At 73.6% G+C, this 17,683-nt stretch carries 14 protein-coding genes; 6 read left to right on the plus strand and 8 right to left on the minus strand.

Annotated features, from left to right (window positions below; genetic code table 11):
* The first annotated feature begins 459 nt into the window (after positions 1-459).
* The gene (locus DDQ41_RS21825; RefSeq protein WP_109295997.1) at positions 460-960 is read left to right on the plus strand and encodes a hypothetical protein; all 501 of its coding nucleotides are present in this window, start codon (positions 460-462) and stop codon (positions 958-960) included.
* Positions 961-1,191: 231 nt separating this feature from the next.
* On the opposite strand, the gene DDQ41_RS21830 is transcribed toward DDQ41_RS21825, so the two are convergent.
* From DDQ41_RS21830 to DDQ41_RS21840, 4 genes are all read right to left on the minus strand, one after another.
* Complete coding sequence (locus DDQ41_RS21830; protein WP_174720308.1) at positions 1,192-1,806, minus strand: nucleoside triphosphate pyrophosphatase; 615 nt, start codon at positions 1,804-1,806, stop codon at positions 1,192-1,194.
* 506 nt (positions 1,807-2,312) lie between these two features.
* Positions 2,313-2,441 carry a morphogenic membrane protein MmpB gene (mmpB, locus tag DDQ41_RS32620; protein ID WP_262508532.1) on the minus strand — a complete coding sequence of 43 codons (129 nt, stop codon included), beginning with the start codon at positions 2,439-2,441 and terminating at the stop codon, positions 2,313-2,315.
* Between the two features lie 118 nt (positions 2,442-2,559).
* Entirely contained in the window at positions 2,560-2,766 is a 207-nt protein-coding gene (locus tag DDQ41_RS21835) for an acyl-CoA carboxylase epsilon subunit (protein WP_109295998.1), read from the minus strand.
* 25 nt (positions 2,767-2,791) lie between these two features.
* Positions 2,792-4,393, minus strand: a complete 1,602-nt coding sequence (locus DDQ41_RS21840) for an acyl-CoA carboxylase subunit beta (protein ID WP_109295999.1) — start codon at positions 4,391-4,393, stop codon at positions 2,792-2,794.
* Between the two features lie 430 nt (positions 4,394-4,823).
* Here DDQ41_RS21840 and DDQ41_RS21845 point away from each other — a divergent pair, with 430 nt between their 5' ends.
* The 5 genes from DDQ41_RS21845 (at position 4,824) to hutH (ending at position 11,716) form a co-directional block, all read left to right on the plus strand.
* Positions 4,824-5,762, plus strand: coding sequence for a biotin--[acetyl-CoA-carboxylase] ligase (locus DDQ41_RS21845; RefSeq protein WP_172607639.1), 939 nt, complete (start codon positions 4,824-4,826; stop codon positions 5,760-5,762).
* 182 nt (positions 5,763-5,944) lie between these two features.
* Entirely contained in the window at positions 5,945-7,204 is a 1,260-nt protein-coding gene (locus tag DDQ41_RS21850) for an adenylate/guanylate cyclase domain-containing protein (RefSeq protein ID WP_109296000.1), read from the plus strand.
* 43 nt (positions 7,205-7,247) lie between these two features.
* Positions 7,248-8,198, plus strand: coding sequence for an enoyl-CoA hydratase/isomerase family protein (locus DDQ41_RS21855; protein ID WP_109296001.1), 951 nt, complete (start codon positions 7,248-7,250; stop codon positions 8,196-8,198).
* 30 nt (positions 8,199-8,228) lie between these two features.
* The gene (locus DDQ41_RS21860) at positions 8,229-9,362 is read left to right on the plus strand and encodes a GGDEF domain-containing protein (RefSeq protein WP_109296002.1); all 1,134 of its coding nucleotides are present in this window, start codon (positions 8,229-8,231) and stop codon (positions 9,360-9,362) included.
* Between the two features lie 782 nt (positions 9,363-10,144).
* Positions 10,145-11,716 (plus strand): histidine ammonia-lyase, encoded by a 1,572-nt coding sequence (hutH, locus tag DDQ41_RS21865; protein WP_109296003.1) that lies wholly within the window; start codon positions 10,145-10,147, stop codon positions 11,714-11,716.
* Between the two features lie 309 nt (positions 11,717-12,025).
* On the opposite strand, the gene DDQ41_RS21870 is transcribed toward hutH, so the two are convergent.
* The 4 genes from DDQ41_RS21870 to DDQ41_RS21885 form a co-directional block, all read right to left on the minus strand.
* The gene (locus DDQ41_RS21870; protein ID WP_109296004.1) at positions 12,026-13,876 is read right to left on the minus strand and encodes a SulP family inorganic anion transporter; all 1,851 of its coding nucleotides are present in this window, start codon (positions 13,874-13,876) and stop codon (positions 12,026-12,028) included.
* A gap of 62 nt (positions 13,877-13,938) precedes the next feature.
* On the minus strand, positions 13,939-14,541 hold the full coding sequence (locus DDQ41_RS21875; protein ID WP_109296005.1) for a carbonic anhydrase: 603 nt from the start codon (positions 14,539-14,541) through the stop codon (positions 13,939-13,941).
* Positions 14,542-14,907: 366 nt separating this feature from the next.
* Positions 14,908-15,612, minus strand: coding sequence for a response regulator transcription factor (locus tag DDQ41_RS21880; protein WP_109296006.1), 705 nt, complete (start codon positions 15,610-15,612; stop codon positions 14,908-14,910).
* Complete coding sequence (locus DDQ41_RS21885; RefSeq protein WP_109297872.1) at positions 15,515-16,993, minus strand: sensor histidine kinase; 1,479 nt, start codon at positions 16,991-16,993, stop codon at positions 15,515-15,517. Before DDQ41_RS21885 ends, DDQ41_RS21880 begins: the two co-directional genes overlap by 98 nt.
* Between the last annotated feature and the right edge of the window lie 690 nt (positions 16,994-17,683).

Consider the following 17,683-nt stretch of genomic DNA (forward strand, 5'->3'; position numbering starts at 1 on the left):
TACGCCGCGGGCCGGTCCCCGTCCGGGCGCGCCGGCCGGAGCACTCGGCGGGTCACCGCGCCGAAGACTTCGCTGAAACACGCTGAGTTTAGGGACTGCCGACACGGCCTTTCGACCCGTTCCCGGTCGTGAGCTTCCCCACACGGAGGGTGATCCGGGGCGTGGCCGTGCGGTGTATTCCCTTGTCGCACCACGGTACGTCGGTTTTCTCCTGTGCAGAGTAGCCGTCACGTGTGGTCAAGGTCTCTGCCCCGGCGGCCAGCGGCTTCGCGCGTTTCTTTGTGGAGTCCCTACGAATGGCCGAATGGTTCTTTGCCTGTGCCCGGACCCTTGTCCGGGGGTTTACCCGTTAGTAGCGTTCGCCGTGTCGCTCGTAGTGCCGTTCGCCGTGTCGCTCGCAGTGTCGTTCGCAGTGTCGTTCGTACCGCTGGTAACTGAGAGCTGGGAAGCCCGAGGGGGGTGGGTGCCGTGGTGCGCAGAACGGTGGCCGTGGTCGCCGCGATCGTGCTCTGCCTGGAAGCCGTCGGCATCGTGGTGATCAACGGCATCATGGCCACCTTCGTGAACAACCAGAACATGTCCCTCGACGGCCTCGATCCCGATCTCATGGCCGCCGGCACCTGGGCGTTGGGCGGGGTGTCCGGGCTCTTCCTCGCCGTCTGCGGCGCCCTCTTCCTCGTCGCCGCGGCGCGCGACCGCGGCCCGGGCCGCTGGGGACGGGTGCTCCTGGTCGGCTGCGCGGTGGTGCATGGAGTGCTGGGCGCGCTGGTCGTGGGGCCGGTCGGCTGGCAGGCGTTCGCGTTCCTGATGTCGGTACTGGGGCTGGTCGTGTTCGCCCTGTTGCAGTACGGCGGGACGGAGCCGGCTGGAGGCGCGGAAGGCGCCCCGCCCGCCGGCGAGGCTCCTCCGACATCCCCGGACAAGGGGCCCGTCGTCGGCGACGGGCCGGCCAGGGCCTGACGAGACCGCCGTACGCGTCTCCGGCGGCGCGCGGTCACGTCCGCCGTCACGGCCGACATCACGTCCGCCGTTACGTCCGCCGTCACGGCCGCGGTCACGGCCGCGGTCACGGCCGCGGTCACGGCCGCGGTCACGGCCGCGGTCACGGCGCGGGCCGCGAGGCCGCCGCACGCGTCCCCGGCGGTGTCCGGAGGAGGGCGCGGGCCGCCCGGTTTCGGCGTACCGGCCGCATCACGCCCAGAGGTCGGTGATGCCGATCCCCAGGTCCGCCAGCAGCCGGCGCAGCAGCGGAAGGGACAGCCCGATCACATTGCCATGGCTGCCCTCGATCGAGTCGACGAACGGGGCGGACCTGCCGTCCAGGGTGAACGCGCCCGCCACGTGCAGCGGTTCGCCGCTCGCCACGTACGCGGCGATCTCGGCGTCCGTGGGGTCGCCGAAGCGCACGGTGGTGGACTCCGTGGCGGACGCCCGGCGGCCGGTCGCGGTGTCGACGACGCAGTGGCCCGTCAGCAGCGCGCCCGCACGGCCGCGCATGGACTTCCAACGGGCGGTCGCCTCCTCCTCGTCCGCCGGCTTGCCGAGGGCCTCGCCGTCGAGTTCGAGTACGGAGTCGCAGCCGATGACGAGCGCGCCGGCCGCCTCGGGGCGGGCGGCGACCGCGTCCGCCTTGGCCTCGGCGAGGACGAGGGCCAGCGTGCCGGGGTCGGGGGCGGTCAGCGCGTCCTCGTCCACACCGCTGACGACGACCTCGGGGGCGAGCCCGGCAGCGCGCAGCAGTCCCAGGCGGGCGGGTGAGGCGGAGGCGAGGACGACACGGCGGCGCTGATCGGTCATGCGGGCCATCGTAGGCGGCCGGGGCGGTGTCCCGGAGTCCGCTGCGGCAGCCCGCCCGTTCCGGGGGCGCCCCCACGGCACGGCGGCCGCACGGTCCCCGCACGCCCGCTCGCATGTACGGCCCTCCCCGCATGCCTGCTGGCATGTACGGCCCCGCGTCCGCCGCGACCGCTGCGACCTCGTATGCCCGCTCGCATGTACGGCCCTCCCCGCATGCCTGCTGGCATGTACGGCCCCGCGTCCGCCGCGTCCGCTGCGACCTCGTATGCCCGCTCGCATGTACGGCCCTCCCCGCATGCCTGCTGGCATGTACGGCCCCGCGTCCGCCGCGTCCGCCGCGACCTCGTACGCCCGCTCGCATGTACGGCCCTCCCCGCATGCCCGCTCGTATGCCCGCTCGTACGCCCGCGCGCATGTTCGTCAGCGCGGATGTCCCCCGCGCGCACAAGGCCCTCAGCGCGCGCCCCTGCGGCTCCGCCCGAACCGTCGCACCCGCGCTCCGCCCGCGGCGGCCGTCAGCGCAGCCCCACGGTGATCATCGCGACGACCATGGCGAGCGCCACCAGGACGCCCACACGGCGCATCATCGCCTGCGTCTCGCGCATCTCCTGCGGAGGTTCGTTCTCCGGGTCGGACCACAGCATGGTTCCGATCGTGGTGGCGGCAGGCACCGCGGCGCCTGAGTACGGATACTCAGGCGCCCCGGTGCCTTTGGACCAGTCACGGGCCGGCGGGGGCCGTCGTGCGCCCCCGCCCGCGTGCTCAGCCCGGCCAGTACGTGCGGGACCACGACCGCGGCCCGGGCCGCAGCGCCCGCGCCCGCGCGATACGGGCCGGGTCCGACCACTCCTCGGGCGGCAGCGGCGCGCCGGACACGGCGGAGGCCGTCGCCGCGGCGCGGGCCTGGACCACCGCCAGGGCGGCGGCCAGCTCCTCCGGGGTGGGGTTACCCCGTACGACCTTGATCATCGGTACTCCTCGGGGCCCTCGGGGTCTACAGGGGGATGTTGCCGTGCTTCTTCGGGGGCAGGTTCTCCCGCTTCGTCCGCAGCTGGCGCAGGCCCTTCACGATCTGGGCGCGGGTGTCGGACGGCATGATCACGGCGTCGATGTAGCCGCGCTCGGCCGCGATGTACGGGTTGAGGAGGGTGTCCTCGTACGCCGTGACCAGCTCGGCCCGCAGCTCCTCCCGGGCTTCGGCGTCCTCGGCGGCGGCGAGGGTGCGACGGTGCAGGATGTTCACCGCGCCCTGCGCGCCCATCACCGCGATCTGCGCGGTCGGCCAGGCCAGGTTCAGATCGGCGCCCAGGTGCTTGGAGCCCATGACGTCGTACGCGCCGCCGAAGGCCTTGCGCGTGATCACGGTGATGAGCGGGACGGTCGCCTCGGCATAGGCGTAGATCAGCTTGGCGCCGCGCCGGATGATGCCGCCGTACTCCTGGTCCACACCCGGCAGGAAGCCGGGAACGTCGACGAAGGTGATGACGGGGATGTTGAACGCGTCGCAGGTGCGGACGAAGCGCGCGGCCTTCTCGCTCGCGTCGATGTCGAGGCAGCCCGCGAACTGCATCGGCTGGTTGGCGACGATGCCGACCGGGAAGCCCTCCACCCGCCCGAAGCCGGTGACGATGTTCGGCGCGAACATCGCCTGGGTCTCCAGGAACTCGCCGTCGTCCAGCACGTGCTCGATGATCGTGTGCATGTCGTACGGCTGGTTGGCGCTGTCCGGCATCAGCGTGTCCAGCTCCCGGTCCTCGGCGGTGAGGTCCAGGGAGGCGTCCTCGGGGTAGGACGGCGGCTCGGACAGGTTGTTGGACGGCAGGTACGACAGCAGCGACTTGACGTACTCGATCGCGTCCTTCTCGTCGCCGGCCATGTGGTGGGCGACACCGGACGTGGCGTTGTGTGTGCGGGCACCGCCCAGCTCCTCGAAGCCCACGTCCTCGCCGGTGACCGTCTTGATGACGTCGGGGCCGGTGATGAACATGTGCGAGGTCCGGTCGACCATCACCGTGAAGTCGGTGATCGCGGGCGAGTACACCGCGCCGCCCGCGCAGGGTCCCACCACGAGGGAGATCTGCGGGATCACCCCGGACGCGTGGGTGTTGCGGCGGAAGATCTCGCCGTACATCCCCAGCGCGCTGACGCCCTCCTGGATGCGCGCGCCACCGGAGTCGTTGATCCCGACGACCGGGCAACCGGTCTTCAGCGCGAAGTCCATCACCTTGATGATCTTCTGGCCGAACACCTCGCCCAGCGCCCCGCCGAAGACCGTGAAGTCCTGCGAGAAGACGGCCACCGGCCGGCCGTCCACGGTGCCGTAGCCGGTGACCACGCCGTCGCCGTAGGGGCGGGTCCTCTCCAGGCCGAAGTTGGTGGAGCGGTGCCGCGCGAGTTCGTCCAGCTCGACGAACGACCCCTCGTCGAGGAGGAGTTCGATCCGCTCGCGGGCGGTCAGCTTGCCCTTGGCGTGCTGCTTCTCGACCGCGCGCTCGGAGCCCGCGTGCGTCGCCTCGTGGACACGGCGCTGGTAATCCGCGAGCTTGCCAGCGGTGGTGTGGATGTCGATCTCCTGGTGCTCTGCCGGCTCGGACATCGGGATGCGGCTCCCTGCCTGGTCACGGGGGTTGGCTACGTAAAGAGCGGTGGGCTACTGATTCGTAGCGTATCGGCGCGGATACCGTTCGGCAGTGCGGCGTTGGCCACACCCCGGAGCGCTTGCGCACACGGCTCGGCACGGCTCGGTCTCTCCGCGGTACGGTACGGCTTGGCTCGGTCTCTCGGCGGCTCGGCACGGCACGCCTCGGCTCCGTCTCCCCGCGGTTCGGTACGGCTCGGCTCGGTCTCTCGGCGGCTCGGCACGGCACGCCTCGGCTCCGTCTCCCCGCGGTACGGCTCGGCTCGGTCTCTCCGCGGTTCGCCTCGGCACGCCTCGGCTCGGTCTCCCCGCGGCTCGGCTCGGCTCGGTACGACACGGTCTCCCCGCGGTTCGCCTCGCGCGGACGGAAGGGGCCAAGCTGTGCGGTATGACGCCTCATGACACCCCCGGCGGTCCGCTCGGCGGTCGCGGAACCTCCGGCGGTCCGCTCGGCGGTCGCGGAAGCCCCGGCAGCGCCTCCGGCCCCTCCGCCGGTGGGCGCTGGTCCGATCTCGACCGCCCGCCGCTGAACGCGGCCGCCCTGCGCCGCGCACTGATCCGCCCCGGCGGGCTGTGGACCTCGCTCGACGTCGTCGAGCGCGTCGGCTCCACCAACTCCGACCTGGTGGACCGGGCCGCGGAACTCGGCGAGGGGGCCGTGCTCGTCGCCGAGGAGCAGACGTCCGGTCGCGGCCGCCTCGACCGCAGCTGGACCGCGCCCCCGCGCTCCGGACTCTTCCTCTCCGTCCTGCTGAAGCCCTGTGTGCCCGTCGCCCGCTGGGGGTGGCTGCCGCTGCTGACCGGCGTCGCCGCGGCGACGGGCCTGGCCCGGGCGGCCGGTGCCGACTTCGCCCTGAAGTGGCCGAACGACCTGATGGTGAAGGTCGGCGGGGAGGAGCGGAAGGCCGGCGGGATCCTCGCCGAGCGGGTGGGCGGCGATGGCGTCGTCATCGGTATCGGGGTCAACGTCACCCTGCGCGAGGACGAGCTCCCCGTACCGCAGGCGGGCTCCCTGGCCCTCGCGAACGCCGTCTCCACCGACCGCGACCCCCTGCTGCGGGCGCTGCTGCGCTCCCTGGAGGACTGGTACGGCGTCTGGCGGGCGGCGAACGGCGACGCCCGTGCCTCGCGGCTTCAGGAGACGTACGCGGCCGGCTGCTCGACCCTGGGCCTCACGGTACGCGCAGAGCTCCCCGGCGACCGGAGCCTGATCGGCGAGGCCGTCGCGATCGACGGCGACGGACGGCTGGTGGTGACCACCCCCGACGGAAGGGACCACCCCGTCGGGGCCGGGGACATCGTCCACCTGCGGCCGGACGGCCGGTGACCGGGGTGCGCCCGCCCGGTGTGCTCGGCCGGACACCCCGGAGCGGCCGCGCCACCGGGACGTGAGCCAGGGCACACCTGCCGTATCGTTGAGGCCGCGCCGGGCTTCCCGCGGCCGTACGCGGACCGGCAGGCACCACAGATCGGCAGGGCAGTGCGCAGGGAACGGGCAGGAGGCGGCCGGTGACCGTCGACGACAGCGCATCCGGCGCGGACGCTTCCGGCGGGGACTCCCCGGGCGGGGACTCCCCGGGCGGGAGCGTGCCGGGGACAGAACCCTCCGGCGGGGGCTCGTCCGCCCGGGCCGACTCCTCCGGGGGCGGCCCGGGCCGCAGGCAGACCTCCGACGTCCATCCGACGCCGCACCACGATGTGGACCACACCGCCGAGCCGACCAAGGACCCGCTGGCCATCCGGCTGGAACAGCTGATCCTCGGCGCGGACCGCCGCTACACCCCCTTCCAGGCGGCCCGCACCGCCGGGGTCTCGATGGATCTCGCGTCCCGCTTCTGGCGGGCCATGGGTTTCGCCGACATCGGCCAGGCCAAGGCCCTCACCGAGGCCGATGTGCTCGCGCTGCGCCGGCTGGCCGGTCTGGTCGAGGCCGGGCTGCTCAGCGAGCCGATGGCGGTCCAGGTGGCGCGGTCCACCGGCCAGACCACCGCGCGGCTCGCCGAGTGGCAGATCGACTCCTTCCTGGAGGGCCTCACCGAGCCGCCCGAGCCGGGCATGACCCGGACCGAGGTCACCTATCCCCTGGTCGAGCTGCTGCTGCCGGAGTTGGAGGAGTTCATCGTCTATGTGTGGCGCCGCCAGCTCGCCGCCGCCACCGGCCGGGTCGTGCAGGCCGCGGACGACGAGGAGATGGTCGACCGGCGGCTCGCCGTCGGCTTCGCCGACCTCGTCGGCTTCACCCGGTTGACCCGGCGCCTGGAGGAGGAGGAGCTGGGCGAGCTGGTCGAGGCGTTCGAGACCACCTGCGCCGACCTGGTCGCCGCGCACGGCGGACGGCTGATCAAGACGCTCGGTGACGAGGTGCTGTTCGCGGCGGACGACGCGGGGACGGCCGCGGAGATCGCGATGCGGCTGATCGAGACCCTGGCGAACGACGAGACGATGCCCGCGCTGCGGGTCGGCATCTCCTTCGGGACGGTCACGACCCGGATGGGAGACGTGTTCGGCACGACGGTGAACCTGGCGAGCCGGCTGACCTCGATAGCACCGAAGGACGCCGTCCTGGTGGACGGGGCGTTCGCCAAGGAGCTGTCGCGCACCGGCGACGCGCCCGTGTCGGAGGCCGAGGCCGCGGAGGCGGCGGCCGCGGCCGAGAAGGAGGGCGAGGAGCCCCCGTCGTACCGCTTCGCGCTTCAGCCCATGTGGCAGCGGCCGGTGCGCGGGCTCGGAGTGGTGGAGCCCTGGCTGCTGACGCGCCGCCCGGCCTAGGATTCCCGCCGGTGAACCGTCGTTAACCGGGAGGTCGTCGATCATGTCCGAGGTCAGGTCCCAGGTCAGGTCCCAGGTCAGCCCCGAGAGCGGGTCCGAGGGTGGGTCCGAGGGTGGGTCCGGAGTCGGGTCCGAGGGTGGGTCCGAAGGTGGGTCCGGAGTCGGGTCCGAGAACGGGTCCGAGGGTGGGTCCGAGAGGCCGGCCGAGCAGCGCTTCGGGGAGTTCGTCGCCGTACGCCGCCACGAGGCCGGGCACGTCGCCGAGCTGGTGCTCGACCGGCCCAAGGCCATGAACGCGGTCTCCACGGAGATGGCCCGCTCGATCGCCGCCGCCTGCGGCGCCCTGGCGGCGGACCGGTCCGTCAGGGTGACCGTGGTGACCTCGTCGAACGACCGGGCCTTCTGCGTCGGCGCGGACCTCAAGGAACGCAACTCCTTCACGGACGCGGAGCTGCTCCGGCAGCGGCCGACCGCCCGTGCCGCGTACACCGGGGTGCTGGAACTGCCGATGCCGACGATCGCGGCGGTGCACGGCTTCGCCCTGGGCGGCGGGTTCGAACTGGCGCTGTCCTGCGATCTGATCGTGGCCGACGCGACGGCCGTGGTCGGGCTGCCGGAGGTGTCCGTCGGAGTGATCCCCGGCGGCGGTGGCACACAGCTGCTGCCGCGGCGGGTGGGGGCCGCGCGGGCGGCCGAGCTGGTGTTCACGGCCCGTCGGGTGGAGGCGGCCGAGGCGCGGGAGTTGGGGCTGGTGGACGAACTGGCCGGCGACGCCCGTCCCGCCGCCCTCGCCCTGGCCGCCCGGATGGCCGCGAACTCCCCGGTCGGCCTGCGGGCCGCCAAGCGGGCGCTGCGGCTCGGCCAGGGCCTGGACCTGCGGGCGGGGCTCGAGGTCGAGGACGCCGCCTGGCGTTCGGTGGCGTTCTCCGGAGATCGGGCCGAGGGTGTCGCGGCCTTCAACGAGAAGCGGACGCCGGAGTGGCCCGGCGAGTGAAACGCCCGTAAAAATCCCTAAGCTGGGGTGATGGGTGAGGATGTCCGGTTGCGTGCCGTCGTCGCGCTCGCGCAGGCGATGGCGGCCGCACGCACACCGCGGGAGCTGTGGCGGGGCGCGGCGGTGGCCGCCTGCGACGCGCTGGGCGGGAGCTTCGCCGCACTGTCCGTCTGGGAGCGGGACCGGGGTCGGCTGAAGGTGCTGGTGAACGCCGGGGCCCGTGCACCGGACGAGGAGGAGTTCCCCGACGGCGAGACGTACCCGGTGCACCGCTTCCCCGAGATCACCGAGTTCCTTCACGAGCAGTGGGCCGGGGGCGGTGCCCCGCGCGCCTGGGTGGAGACGGCCGACGGCCCCGCGGAGGGCGGGCACGGCTACAGCCACCAGCGGGTCGACGCGCTGCGACGGCGCGGACGCGGCTGCTGCGTCGTCGCGCCGATCGTGCTGCACGGCCGGGCCTGGGGCGAACTGTACGTGGCCAGGGCCGCGGGCGAGCCCGTGTTCGGCCGGGACGACGCCGGTTTCGCGACCGTGCTGGCCCAGGTCGTGGCGGCCGGGATCGCCCAGCAGGAGCGGCTCGAGGAGGTCCGCAGGCTCGCGTTCACCGATCCGCTGACCGGGCTCGCCAACCGGCGGGCCGTCGACGTCCGCCTCGACGAGGTGCTGGAACGGCATCGGGCGGACGGCACGGTGGTGTCCCTGGTGGTGTGCGACCTCAACGGCCTCAAGCGGGTCAACGACACCCACGGCCATGCTGCGGGGGACCGGCTGCTCGAGCGCTTCGGCTCGGTGCTGTCGCTGTGCGGCGCGATGCTGCCGGGGGCACTGGCCGCCCGGCTCGGGGGAGACGAGTTCTGCCTGCTCACCGCGGGTCCGTCGGCCGACGACGTGGTCGGGGTCGCCGAGGAGCTCTGCGAGCGGGCGGGCGGGCTGAAACTGGGGGAGGGGGTGGCCTGCGGTGTCGCGTCGACGGGCGACCCGATCGGCGCGGTGCGCTCCGGCCGCAGGCTGTTCCGGCTCGCGGACGCCGCGCAGTACCGCGCGAAGGCCGCCCGGGCGACGGGGCCGGTGGTCGCGGGCCGGGACGACTCGGTCCTCCCGCTCGCCGACACGCCTCCGCCGTCACCGCAGGACCGCCGCCGCTTCCGCGACGCCCGCGGCTGAGCCGGCGGTGCCGTCTCGGCGCGGTGGGTGCGGGGGTGCCGCCTCGGCGCGATGGGTGCGGTCGGCGCCGCCGAAACGCCGAAACGCCGAAACGGCGGAGGGACGGAGGAGGCGGGGGAGTTCCTGTGCCACTCGCGGCTGAGGGGCGGCGGGGCTCCCGCGCCACTCGCGGCCCGAGCGGTGCCGCCGCCGGTCGGTGCCGCGCCCGAGCGGTGCCGCCGCTTCCGCGCGGCCGCGCTGCCGGACCGTCCCCGTGCCGGGCCGTCCCCGTGCCGGGCCGTTCCCGTGCCGGGCCGTTCCCGTGCCGGGTCGTTCCCGTGCCGGGTCGTTCCCGTGTCGGGTCGTTCCCGTGCCGGGCCGTTCCCGTGCCGGGCCGTCCCTGTGCCGGGCCGGGACCGGCGCCGAGCCGCAGCCCGTGTCGGGTCGTTCCCGTGTCGGGTCGTTCCCGTGCCGGGCCGTCCCTGTGCCGGGCCGGGACCGGCGCCGAGCCGCAGCCCGTGTCGGGTCGTTCCCGTGTCGGGTCGTTCCCGTGCCGGACCGTTCCCCTGCCGGGCCGTCCCTGTGCCGGACCGTTCCCGTGCCGGGCCGAGACCGGCGCCGAGCCGCAGCCCGTGTCGGCGGTGTCTGCCGGCGTATGGCGTTGTCTGTCAGCGTCTGTCGGCGTCTGTCGGCGTCTGTCAGTGTCTGCCGATGTCTGTCGGCGTCTGCCGGTGCCCGCCCCGATCGCGGCCGGCCACCCCGTGACAGAGAGGGATTCAATCCGTAGGGTGCTGAATATGGATATGCACACTGTCGTGGTGGGGACGTCCGGGACCACCGCCGAAGACGTCATCGCCGTGGCTCGCGGCAACGCCCGGATCGAGCTCTCCGGTGACGCGCTCTCCGCGCTCGCCGCCGCGCGCGCGATCGTGGACGCCCTCGCCGCGAAGCCCGAGCCGGTGTACGGGGTCTCGACCGGGTTCGGCGCCCTGGCGACCCGGCACATCGGTCACGACCTGCGCACCCAGCTCCAGCGCAACATCGTCCGCTCGCACGCCGCCGGCATGGGCCCCCGGGTCGAGCGGGAGGTCGTCCGCGCCCTGATGTTCCTCCGGCTGAAGACGGTGGCGTCCGGGCACACCGGCGTACGCCCCGAGGTCGCGCAGACCATGGCGGACGTCCTCAACGCCGGGATCACACCCGTCGTGCACGAGTACGGCTCCCTCGGCTGCTCCGGCGACCTCGCGCCGCTGTCGCACTGCGCGCTGACGCTGATGGGGGAGGGCGACGCCGAAGGCCCCGACGGCACCCTCCGCCCCGCCGGCGAACTCCTCGCCGCCCACGGCATCAAGCCGGTCGAACTGCACGAGAAGGAGGGCCTCGCCCTCCTCAACGGCACCGACGGCATGCTCGGCATGCTGATCATGGCTCTCGACGACCTGCGCAGGCTCTACACCTCCGCCGACATCACCGCCGCCCTCACCCTGGAAGGGCTGCTCGGCACCGACACCGTGCTCGCGCCGGACCTGCACGCCATCCGCCCCCACCCGGGACAGGCCGCCTCCGCCGCCAACATGCGCGCCGTCCTGCACGGCTCCGAGCTGACCGGCCACTACCAGGAGGAGGAGGCTCCCCGGGTCCAGGACGCCTACTCGGTGCGCTGCGCGCCGCAGGTCGCCGGCGCCGGCCGGGACACCATCGCCCACGCCGCACTCGTCGCCGAACGCGAACTCGCCGCCGCCATCGACAATCCGGTGGTGCTGCCCGGAGGCACCGCCCCGGACGGGGGCTCCCGGGGAGGCCGGGTCGAGTCCAACGGCAACTTCCACGGCGCGCCCGTCGCATACGTGCTCGACTTCCTCGCCATCGCCGCCGCCGACCTCGGCTCCATCGCCGAACGCCGCACCGACCGGCTGCTGGACAAGAACCGCTCCCACGGCCTGCCGCCCTTCCTCGCCGACGATCCGGGCGTGGACTCCGGCCTGATGATCGCCCAGTACACGCAGGCGGCGCTCGTCAGCGAGATGAAGCGGCTCGCCGTACCGGCCTCCGCCGACTCCATCCCCTCCTCCGCCATGCAGGAGGACCATGTCTCCATGGGCTGGTCGGCCGCGCGCAAACTGCGCACCGCCGTCGACAACCTGACCCGGGTCATCGCGGTCGAGCTCTACGCGGCGGCCCGCGCGATCGGGCTGCGCCGGGGGCTCACCCCGGCACCCGCCTCCCAGGCGGTCATGGCGGCCCTGCGCGCGGCTGGTGTGGACGGCCCCGGGCCGGATCGTTTCCTCGCCCCGGACCTGGCGGCCGCCGAGGCGTTCGTCCGGGACGGGCGGCTGATCGAGGCCGTGCAGCCGGTGACCGGTCCGCTGGCGTAGCGCGGAACACGCCGCAGGCGCCCCAGACCGCCAGACCGCCCGACCGCCCGTTCGGAAGTTCGGAAGTTCGGAAGTTCGGACGTTCGGACGTTCGGACGTGCTGCGTGCCACGCCGCCCGACCCCGCCCCACCCCCCACCGCAAGGCGGGGACGGGACGGGGTCGGGCAGGTGCGCGAACCTGCCGCACCAACGACAGCCGGAATCGAGGGACCGTTCCCAAGCCGAAGCCCGCACGCTCTGGTGGTGTGGCGGACCTTCCGGCCCGGAGTACCCGGAGTACCCGGAGTACCCGGAACACCGAGGCCTGACTACGGTCTCGGCAACGGCCGCTCAGTGCGTACGCGGGTGCCGAGGGCCCCTTCGGCGGCCCGTCCGAGGGGCCCGGTGCCGCGGGCCGGACCGTCCCCTGGGCTCAGCGTCGAGGCGAACCGGTATCCCTGGGCCATGTCGTGCGCGGGACGGGCGGCCGCCGTGCGCACGGTGGCCGGCCCCGGAGCGCCGGGTGGCGGCCGGTGCCGGACCCGCGAGGCGCCGGGCACCGCCCCGAAGCGGGGCGCGGCAGCCGGCCCGTCGGCTCCGGCCGGCCCTGGCCCTGGACCCGGCCCCGGCGCCTGCGCCTGCGCCGGCCCCGGGTCCGGCAGACTGACCTCCACCTGCCCGGCGCCGGCCCTGCGGCGCTGCCCGGCCCAGTCCTCCACCTGGCTGCGGCAGGCGAGGTCGAGGTGGGTCGCACCGCTGAGGTCCACATGGACGCGGGGTTCGGCGGCCACCGACTCCAGCGCGTCGATCAGGCGGGGCAGCCGCAGGAAGGTCGCGTTGCCGCTCAGTGTCAGGCGGGTGACGCCGTCCGCCGAGGTGATCCGGGCCGTCATCCGGGACATGCGCACGGCTGCCAGGACGATGGCGACGGCCAGGCCCGCGAGCACGCCCTCCAGGAGGTTGGAGACGACGATCGCCACGGTGGTGATCACCATGACGACCCCCTCGCCGCGGTCGGTCCGCCACATCCGCGGGAAGGCCCCCGGGTCGAAGAGCTTCCAGCCGGCGTGGACGAGTATCCCCGCGAGCACCGCCACGGGGACGAGGCCCAGCAGCCCGGGGAGCAGCAGCCCGAAGGCCAGCAGCCAGCCGCCGTGCACCACTCGGGAGACCTTGGTCCGCGCACCGGCCTGTACGTTGGCCGAACTCCGGGCGATCACCGCGGTGATGGGCAGTGCGCCCAGCAGCCCGCACAGGGAGTTGCCGACGCCCTGCGAGACCAGTTCGGCGTTGTACCGGGTTCGGGGCCCGTTGTGCATCCGGTCGACGGCCGCCGCGCTGAACAGGGTCTCCGCCGAGGCGATGACGGCGAAGGTGACGACCGTGGTGAGCACCCCGATGTCGAGGAGCCCGGCGAAGTCCCCCGGATCCGGCACCGCGACCGCGTCGCGCAGGTCGCCGAAGGAGACGCGCTGGACGTCGAACCCGGGGAAGGTCGCCACGACCGTGCCGATCACCACCACGGCCAGCGGGGCGGGCACCTTGCCGACCGGGCCGGGGACCTTCCGCCACGCGAAGCACAGGGCGACCGACAGCACCCCGAGCAGGAGCGCGGCGCTGCGGTGCGGCTCGGCGAGCGTGCGGCCGAGGAGGTCGGGGAGGCCCGCAAGGTTCCCCAGGGCCGATCCGGTCTGCGAGGAGTCCGCGAGGGCGTAGGTCTGACTCAGTATCAGCGGAAGGCCGATTCCGGCGAGCATGCCCTGGACGACGGCGAGCGAGATGGACTGGAAGGCACGTCCCATCCGCAGTGCCCCGAGCAGCACCTGGAGCAGGCCCGTGGCCAGGACGACCGGCCCCAGCAGGCCGATCCCGTGCTCGCCGACGAACTCCAGTACGAGGGCCGCGAGTCCGGCCGCCGGACCACTGACCTGGATGCTGCTGCCGGGGAGGAATCCGACGACCAGTCCGCCGACGATCCCGGAGACGATGCCCAGGGCCACGGGCACGCCGGAGGCCACCGCGATTCCGATGCACAGGGGCACGGCGACCAGGAAGACCACGAGCGAGGCGAGGAGGTCCGTACCGAGCGAGGACATGCCGCCGCCGGCCGGTGCGGAGGGCCGCGGTGCCCGGTACGCGTGGCGCGGCGGCTGTTTCCGTGAGAGGGGGAGCGTTGACACGATGGTCCTTTCGCGCGCACCGCTGGCCGGTGCGCGCCGGGAAGGGCGTGGGGGGCGCGGTTTCAGCAGCGGCGAGGGTCGCCGAACACCGCGGTGATCTCCTTCACCTCGCCGGTGTCGACGCGGTAGTACCAGGCGTGCAGTCCGAGGCGGCCCGCGGCGACCGCGCGCTCGATCTGCGGGTAGCCCCGCAGCGCCTCGACCTGGGCCGCGACATGGCACTGGACGTGGGCCTCCAGTTCGGCGTCGTCCGGTGCGGCGCCGCGCAGCGACGACAGCGCGGGGCGGGAGGGTTCGAGCCAGGTCGCGACGCTGGGCAGCGTGCTCAGGTCGTCGCCGCGGGCCAGCGCGGCCACCGCGCCGCAGTGCGAGTGGCCGCAGACGATGACGTCGCGCACCCGCAGCACGTCGATCGCGTACTCGATGGTGGCGGCCTCCGCGCACCTCGCCTCGGCCGTGTACGGGGGGACGACATGTCCGGCGGTGCGCAACTCGAAGAGTTCGCCCGGATGCGCGTCGGTGATGAGGCACGGCACCACGCGGGAGTCGGAACAGGTGATGAACAGCGCGGCGGGGGCCTGGCCGGCGGCGAGACTGCGGTAGTAGCCCCGGTCGCGGACGATCCGCTGCCGGAAGGACCGGGCGCGTTCGAGCAGGTCGTTCACTGGTGGTTCTCCTGTGCGGCGGGCGTCCCGGGCGGACGCCGTTCGCGAGAAGCCTGCAAGGGCGGTATGAGCCGGGTGTGAGCCGGCGATGAGAGAGGCCTCACCGACGGCCCGGACGCCGCCCGGGTGGAGCGCGAGGGGCGGCGCCGGGCCGGACCGAGCCTCCGTCGCGGCGGGGTCAGCCCGCGCAGATGCGCCTCCGCGCTCGTGGGAGCCCGTGCATGTGCGCTTCCGTGCTCGGGTGCTTCCGTGCTCGGGCGCCCGCGAGGACCGTTCGGGTGCGAACCGCTCGTGTACGGCCCGTTCGTGTACGGCCCGTTCGGGTACGGACCGTTCGAGTACGGACCGTTCGAGTACGGCCCGAACTCAGCGCGTGCCGCTCGCCCTCGCTGCCGGCGGCGGCGGTGGCACGCAGGCACGCAGCCGGTAGCCGACGCCGCGTACGGTCTCCAGCCGTTCGGCGCCCAGCTTGCGGCGCAGGTAACGCACGTACACGTCGACGATGTTCGAGCCCGGGTCGTAGTCGAACCCCCACACCCGGGACAGCAGTTGCTCGCGGGTCAGCACATGGTCGGGATTGCGCAGGAACACCTCGGCCAGGCCGAACTCCCGGGAGGACAGTTCCACGGCACGGCCGTCCACATGGGCCCGGCGGGTACGCAGATCGAGGGCGAGGTCCCCGGCCCGCAGCAGGGACGCCTCGGGGGCGCTCTCCCTGCGCAGCCTCAACCGCACCCGCGCCAGCAGTTCCTCGAACACGAAGGGCTTGGACATGTAGTCGTCGGCGCCGCCCTCCAGCCCCGCGACCACGTCGGACACGCTGTCGCGGGCGGTCAGGATGATCACCGGGAGCGCCACCCTGCTCTCCCGGAGCTTGCGCAGCACGGTGAAGCCGTCGCAGGACGGCAGGCCCAGGTCCAGGATCACCAGGTCGCAGGCGCCCGACCGCGCGTGCTCGTAGGCGTCGAGACCGTCAGCGACGACCGTGGTCACGAAGCCGTTGCAGCGCAGGCCTTTTTCGACGAACGAGGCGATCCTTGGCTCGTCCTCCGCGATGAGTATCCGGTTCATGGTCACCTTCCACGTACGGGGTCCGCAGGGGCAGGTCCATGACGAAGCGCGCGCCCCCGGTCCGCACGTCCTCGACCCTCGCCGTGCCTCCGTGCGCCTGGGCGATCTCGAGGACGATCGCCAGTCCGAGCCCGATACCGGCGCGGGTGGCGTCACGGGCACCCGAGCGGACCGCCTGGGCGAAGCGGTCGAAGATCCGTTCCCGGTCGTGGGGACCCACTCCGGGGCCGGTGTCGCGCACCCAGAGCAGCACCCGGTCACCGCGTACGAGGGAGCCCATCTCGATCAGGTCGCCGTTCTCGGTGTGGCCCACGGCGTTGGAGGCGAGCTGCATCAGCGCCTGAGTCACACGCTGGCCGTCGAGCAGCACCGTGGCCTCGGACACATGGGCGACCATCCAGTTCCGCTGCCCCAGGGCGCGGGCCTTGGCCACGGCGTCCACCACGAGATCGGTGAGATGGGTGCTCCCCACGGTGAGGAAGTCGGGCCTCTCCGCCTTGGCCAGTAGCAACAGGTCTCGCACGATCCGGCCCATCCGGTCGAGTTCGTCCACGACGAGGGCCCTCGTGGCCCCCTGCTCGGCCGCTCCGCCGTCCATCAGCTCCAGGTGGCCGCGGATCACGGTGATCGGCGTGCGGAGTTCGTGCGCGACCTCGTCGAGGAAGCGGCGCTGAGCGGTGAAGGCGTTCTCCAGCCGGTCCAGCATGCGATTGAACGTGTGTGCCAGCGCGGCCACGTCGTCGGAACCCGACACCTCCAGGCGCCGTCGCAGATCGTCCTCGCCGATGCGTTCCGCGGTCCTCCGCACCAGCCGGATCGGGGCCAGGACCCGGCCGGCGACGAGCCAGCTGGCCAGACCTGCCAGCACCAGGGCCGCGGCCCCGGCGCCGAGCAGCATCCGGGCCACACGGTGCTCCTGGTGCTGCTGGCGGTCCCTGAACTCCAGCACCACGAGGCGCACATCGCGGGGGTCACCCGACACACGCACGGGAATCACCCCGTACCGCACCCTTCCGACCGGCGAGTCGACCCAGCCGATCGCGGTACCGGGGACTGCGGCGAGCCGGGCCACCAGGGCGGGATCCTTGTCGAGCCTGGTCGGCGGGTCGGCCGGGCTGCGCCGGTCCGCCCGGCCGTCGACGATGCTGAACAGCGTGGCGTCACGGCGCGGCAGGTTGACGGACATGTACGCGGTGAGCAGCGCGGCGCCGTCGGAGTACGGCCGCCCCGTGCCCGGCTCCCGGGCGGCCCCGGCGAACCTCCTCAGCTCGTCGGCCTCCTGCCGCAACTGCTCGTCCACCTGGGCGTCCAGCTGCCGCTGCCACACGGTCGTGATACCCACGGCCGGTACGGCCAGGGCGGTGGTGACGAGGAGCATCATCCAGCCGACGATGCGCGATCGTGCGCTGGGCGCATAGCGGATCCACTCCCGGATCCTCCCCACCGTCACCGCCCTCGCCGTCCCCGCTGTCGCCGCCGCCCCTGCCGGCCTCTCTCCTCCCGCGGCCCTCGCCGTCGCCGTCCTCGTCCCCTCCCTCGCCGTCGCCGTCGTCCCCCCTGTCTCCGTCCTCGTCGTCTTCGTCGTCCCCGTCGTCTTCGTCGTCCGGGTCGGCCACCGCGCCGCGACCGTCCCCCCAGCCGCCGCCCGACCCGTCCTCAGGCACGCCCGAGTCGTCACTGCGCGGAGGAACCGGCGGCGGCACGGCCCGACCGCCGGGGACCCGGGCGGACGGGCCGGAACGGGGCGGTGAGTGCGAGGGCCGGGGCGCGGAAGCCGTAGGAGCCTGCGACGGGGACGAGGACGGGGACGGGGACGGCCGGACCACCGACGGCGCGGACGGTCCGCCGACAGCGCCGTCGGTGCCGTGGGCCGGGACGAACACCTCCGGCCCCAGGGACGGAGCCCCCTCCGCACCCGTCCACACCCGACCGACCGTCATACCGGCAACTACGCAGAAGCACACGGCGACGTTCAGCGCACCGATTCTTCGTATACCCATTCGGCCAGTCTGGTGCGCCCGTCCCCGGGGCGACCCGAAGAGGAGAAGACTCTCATCCGGACGGTCGGCGG

Source organism: Streptomyces spongiicola (assembly GCF_003122365.1).
In the GTDB taxonomy this organism is placed as follows: Bacteria; Actinomycetota; Actinomycetes; order Streptomycetales; family Streptomycetaceae; genus Streptomyces; species Streptomyces spongiicola.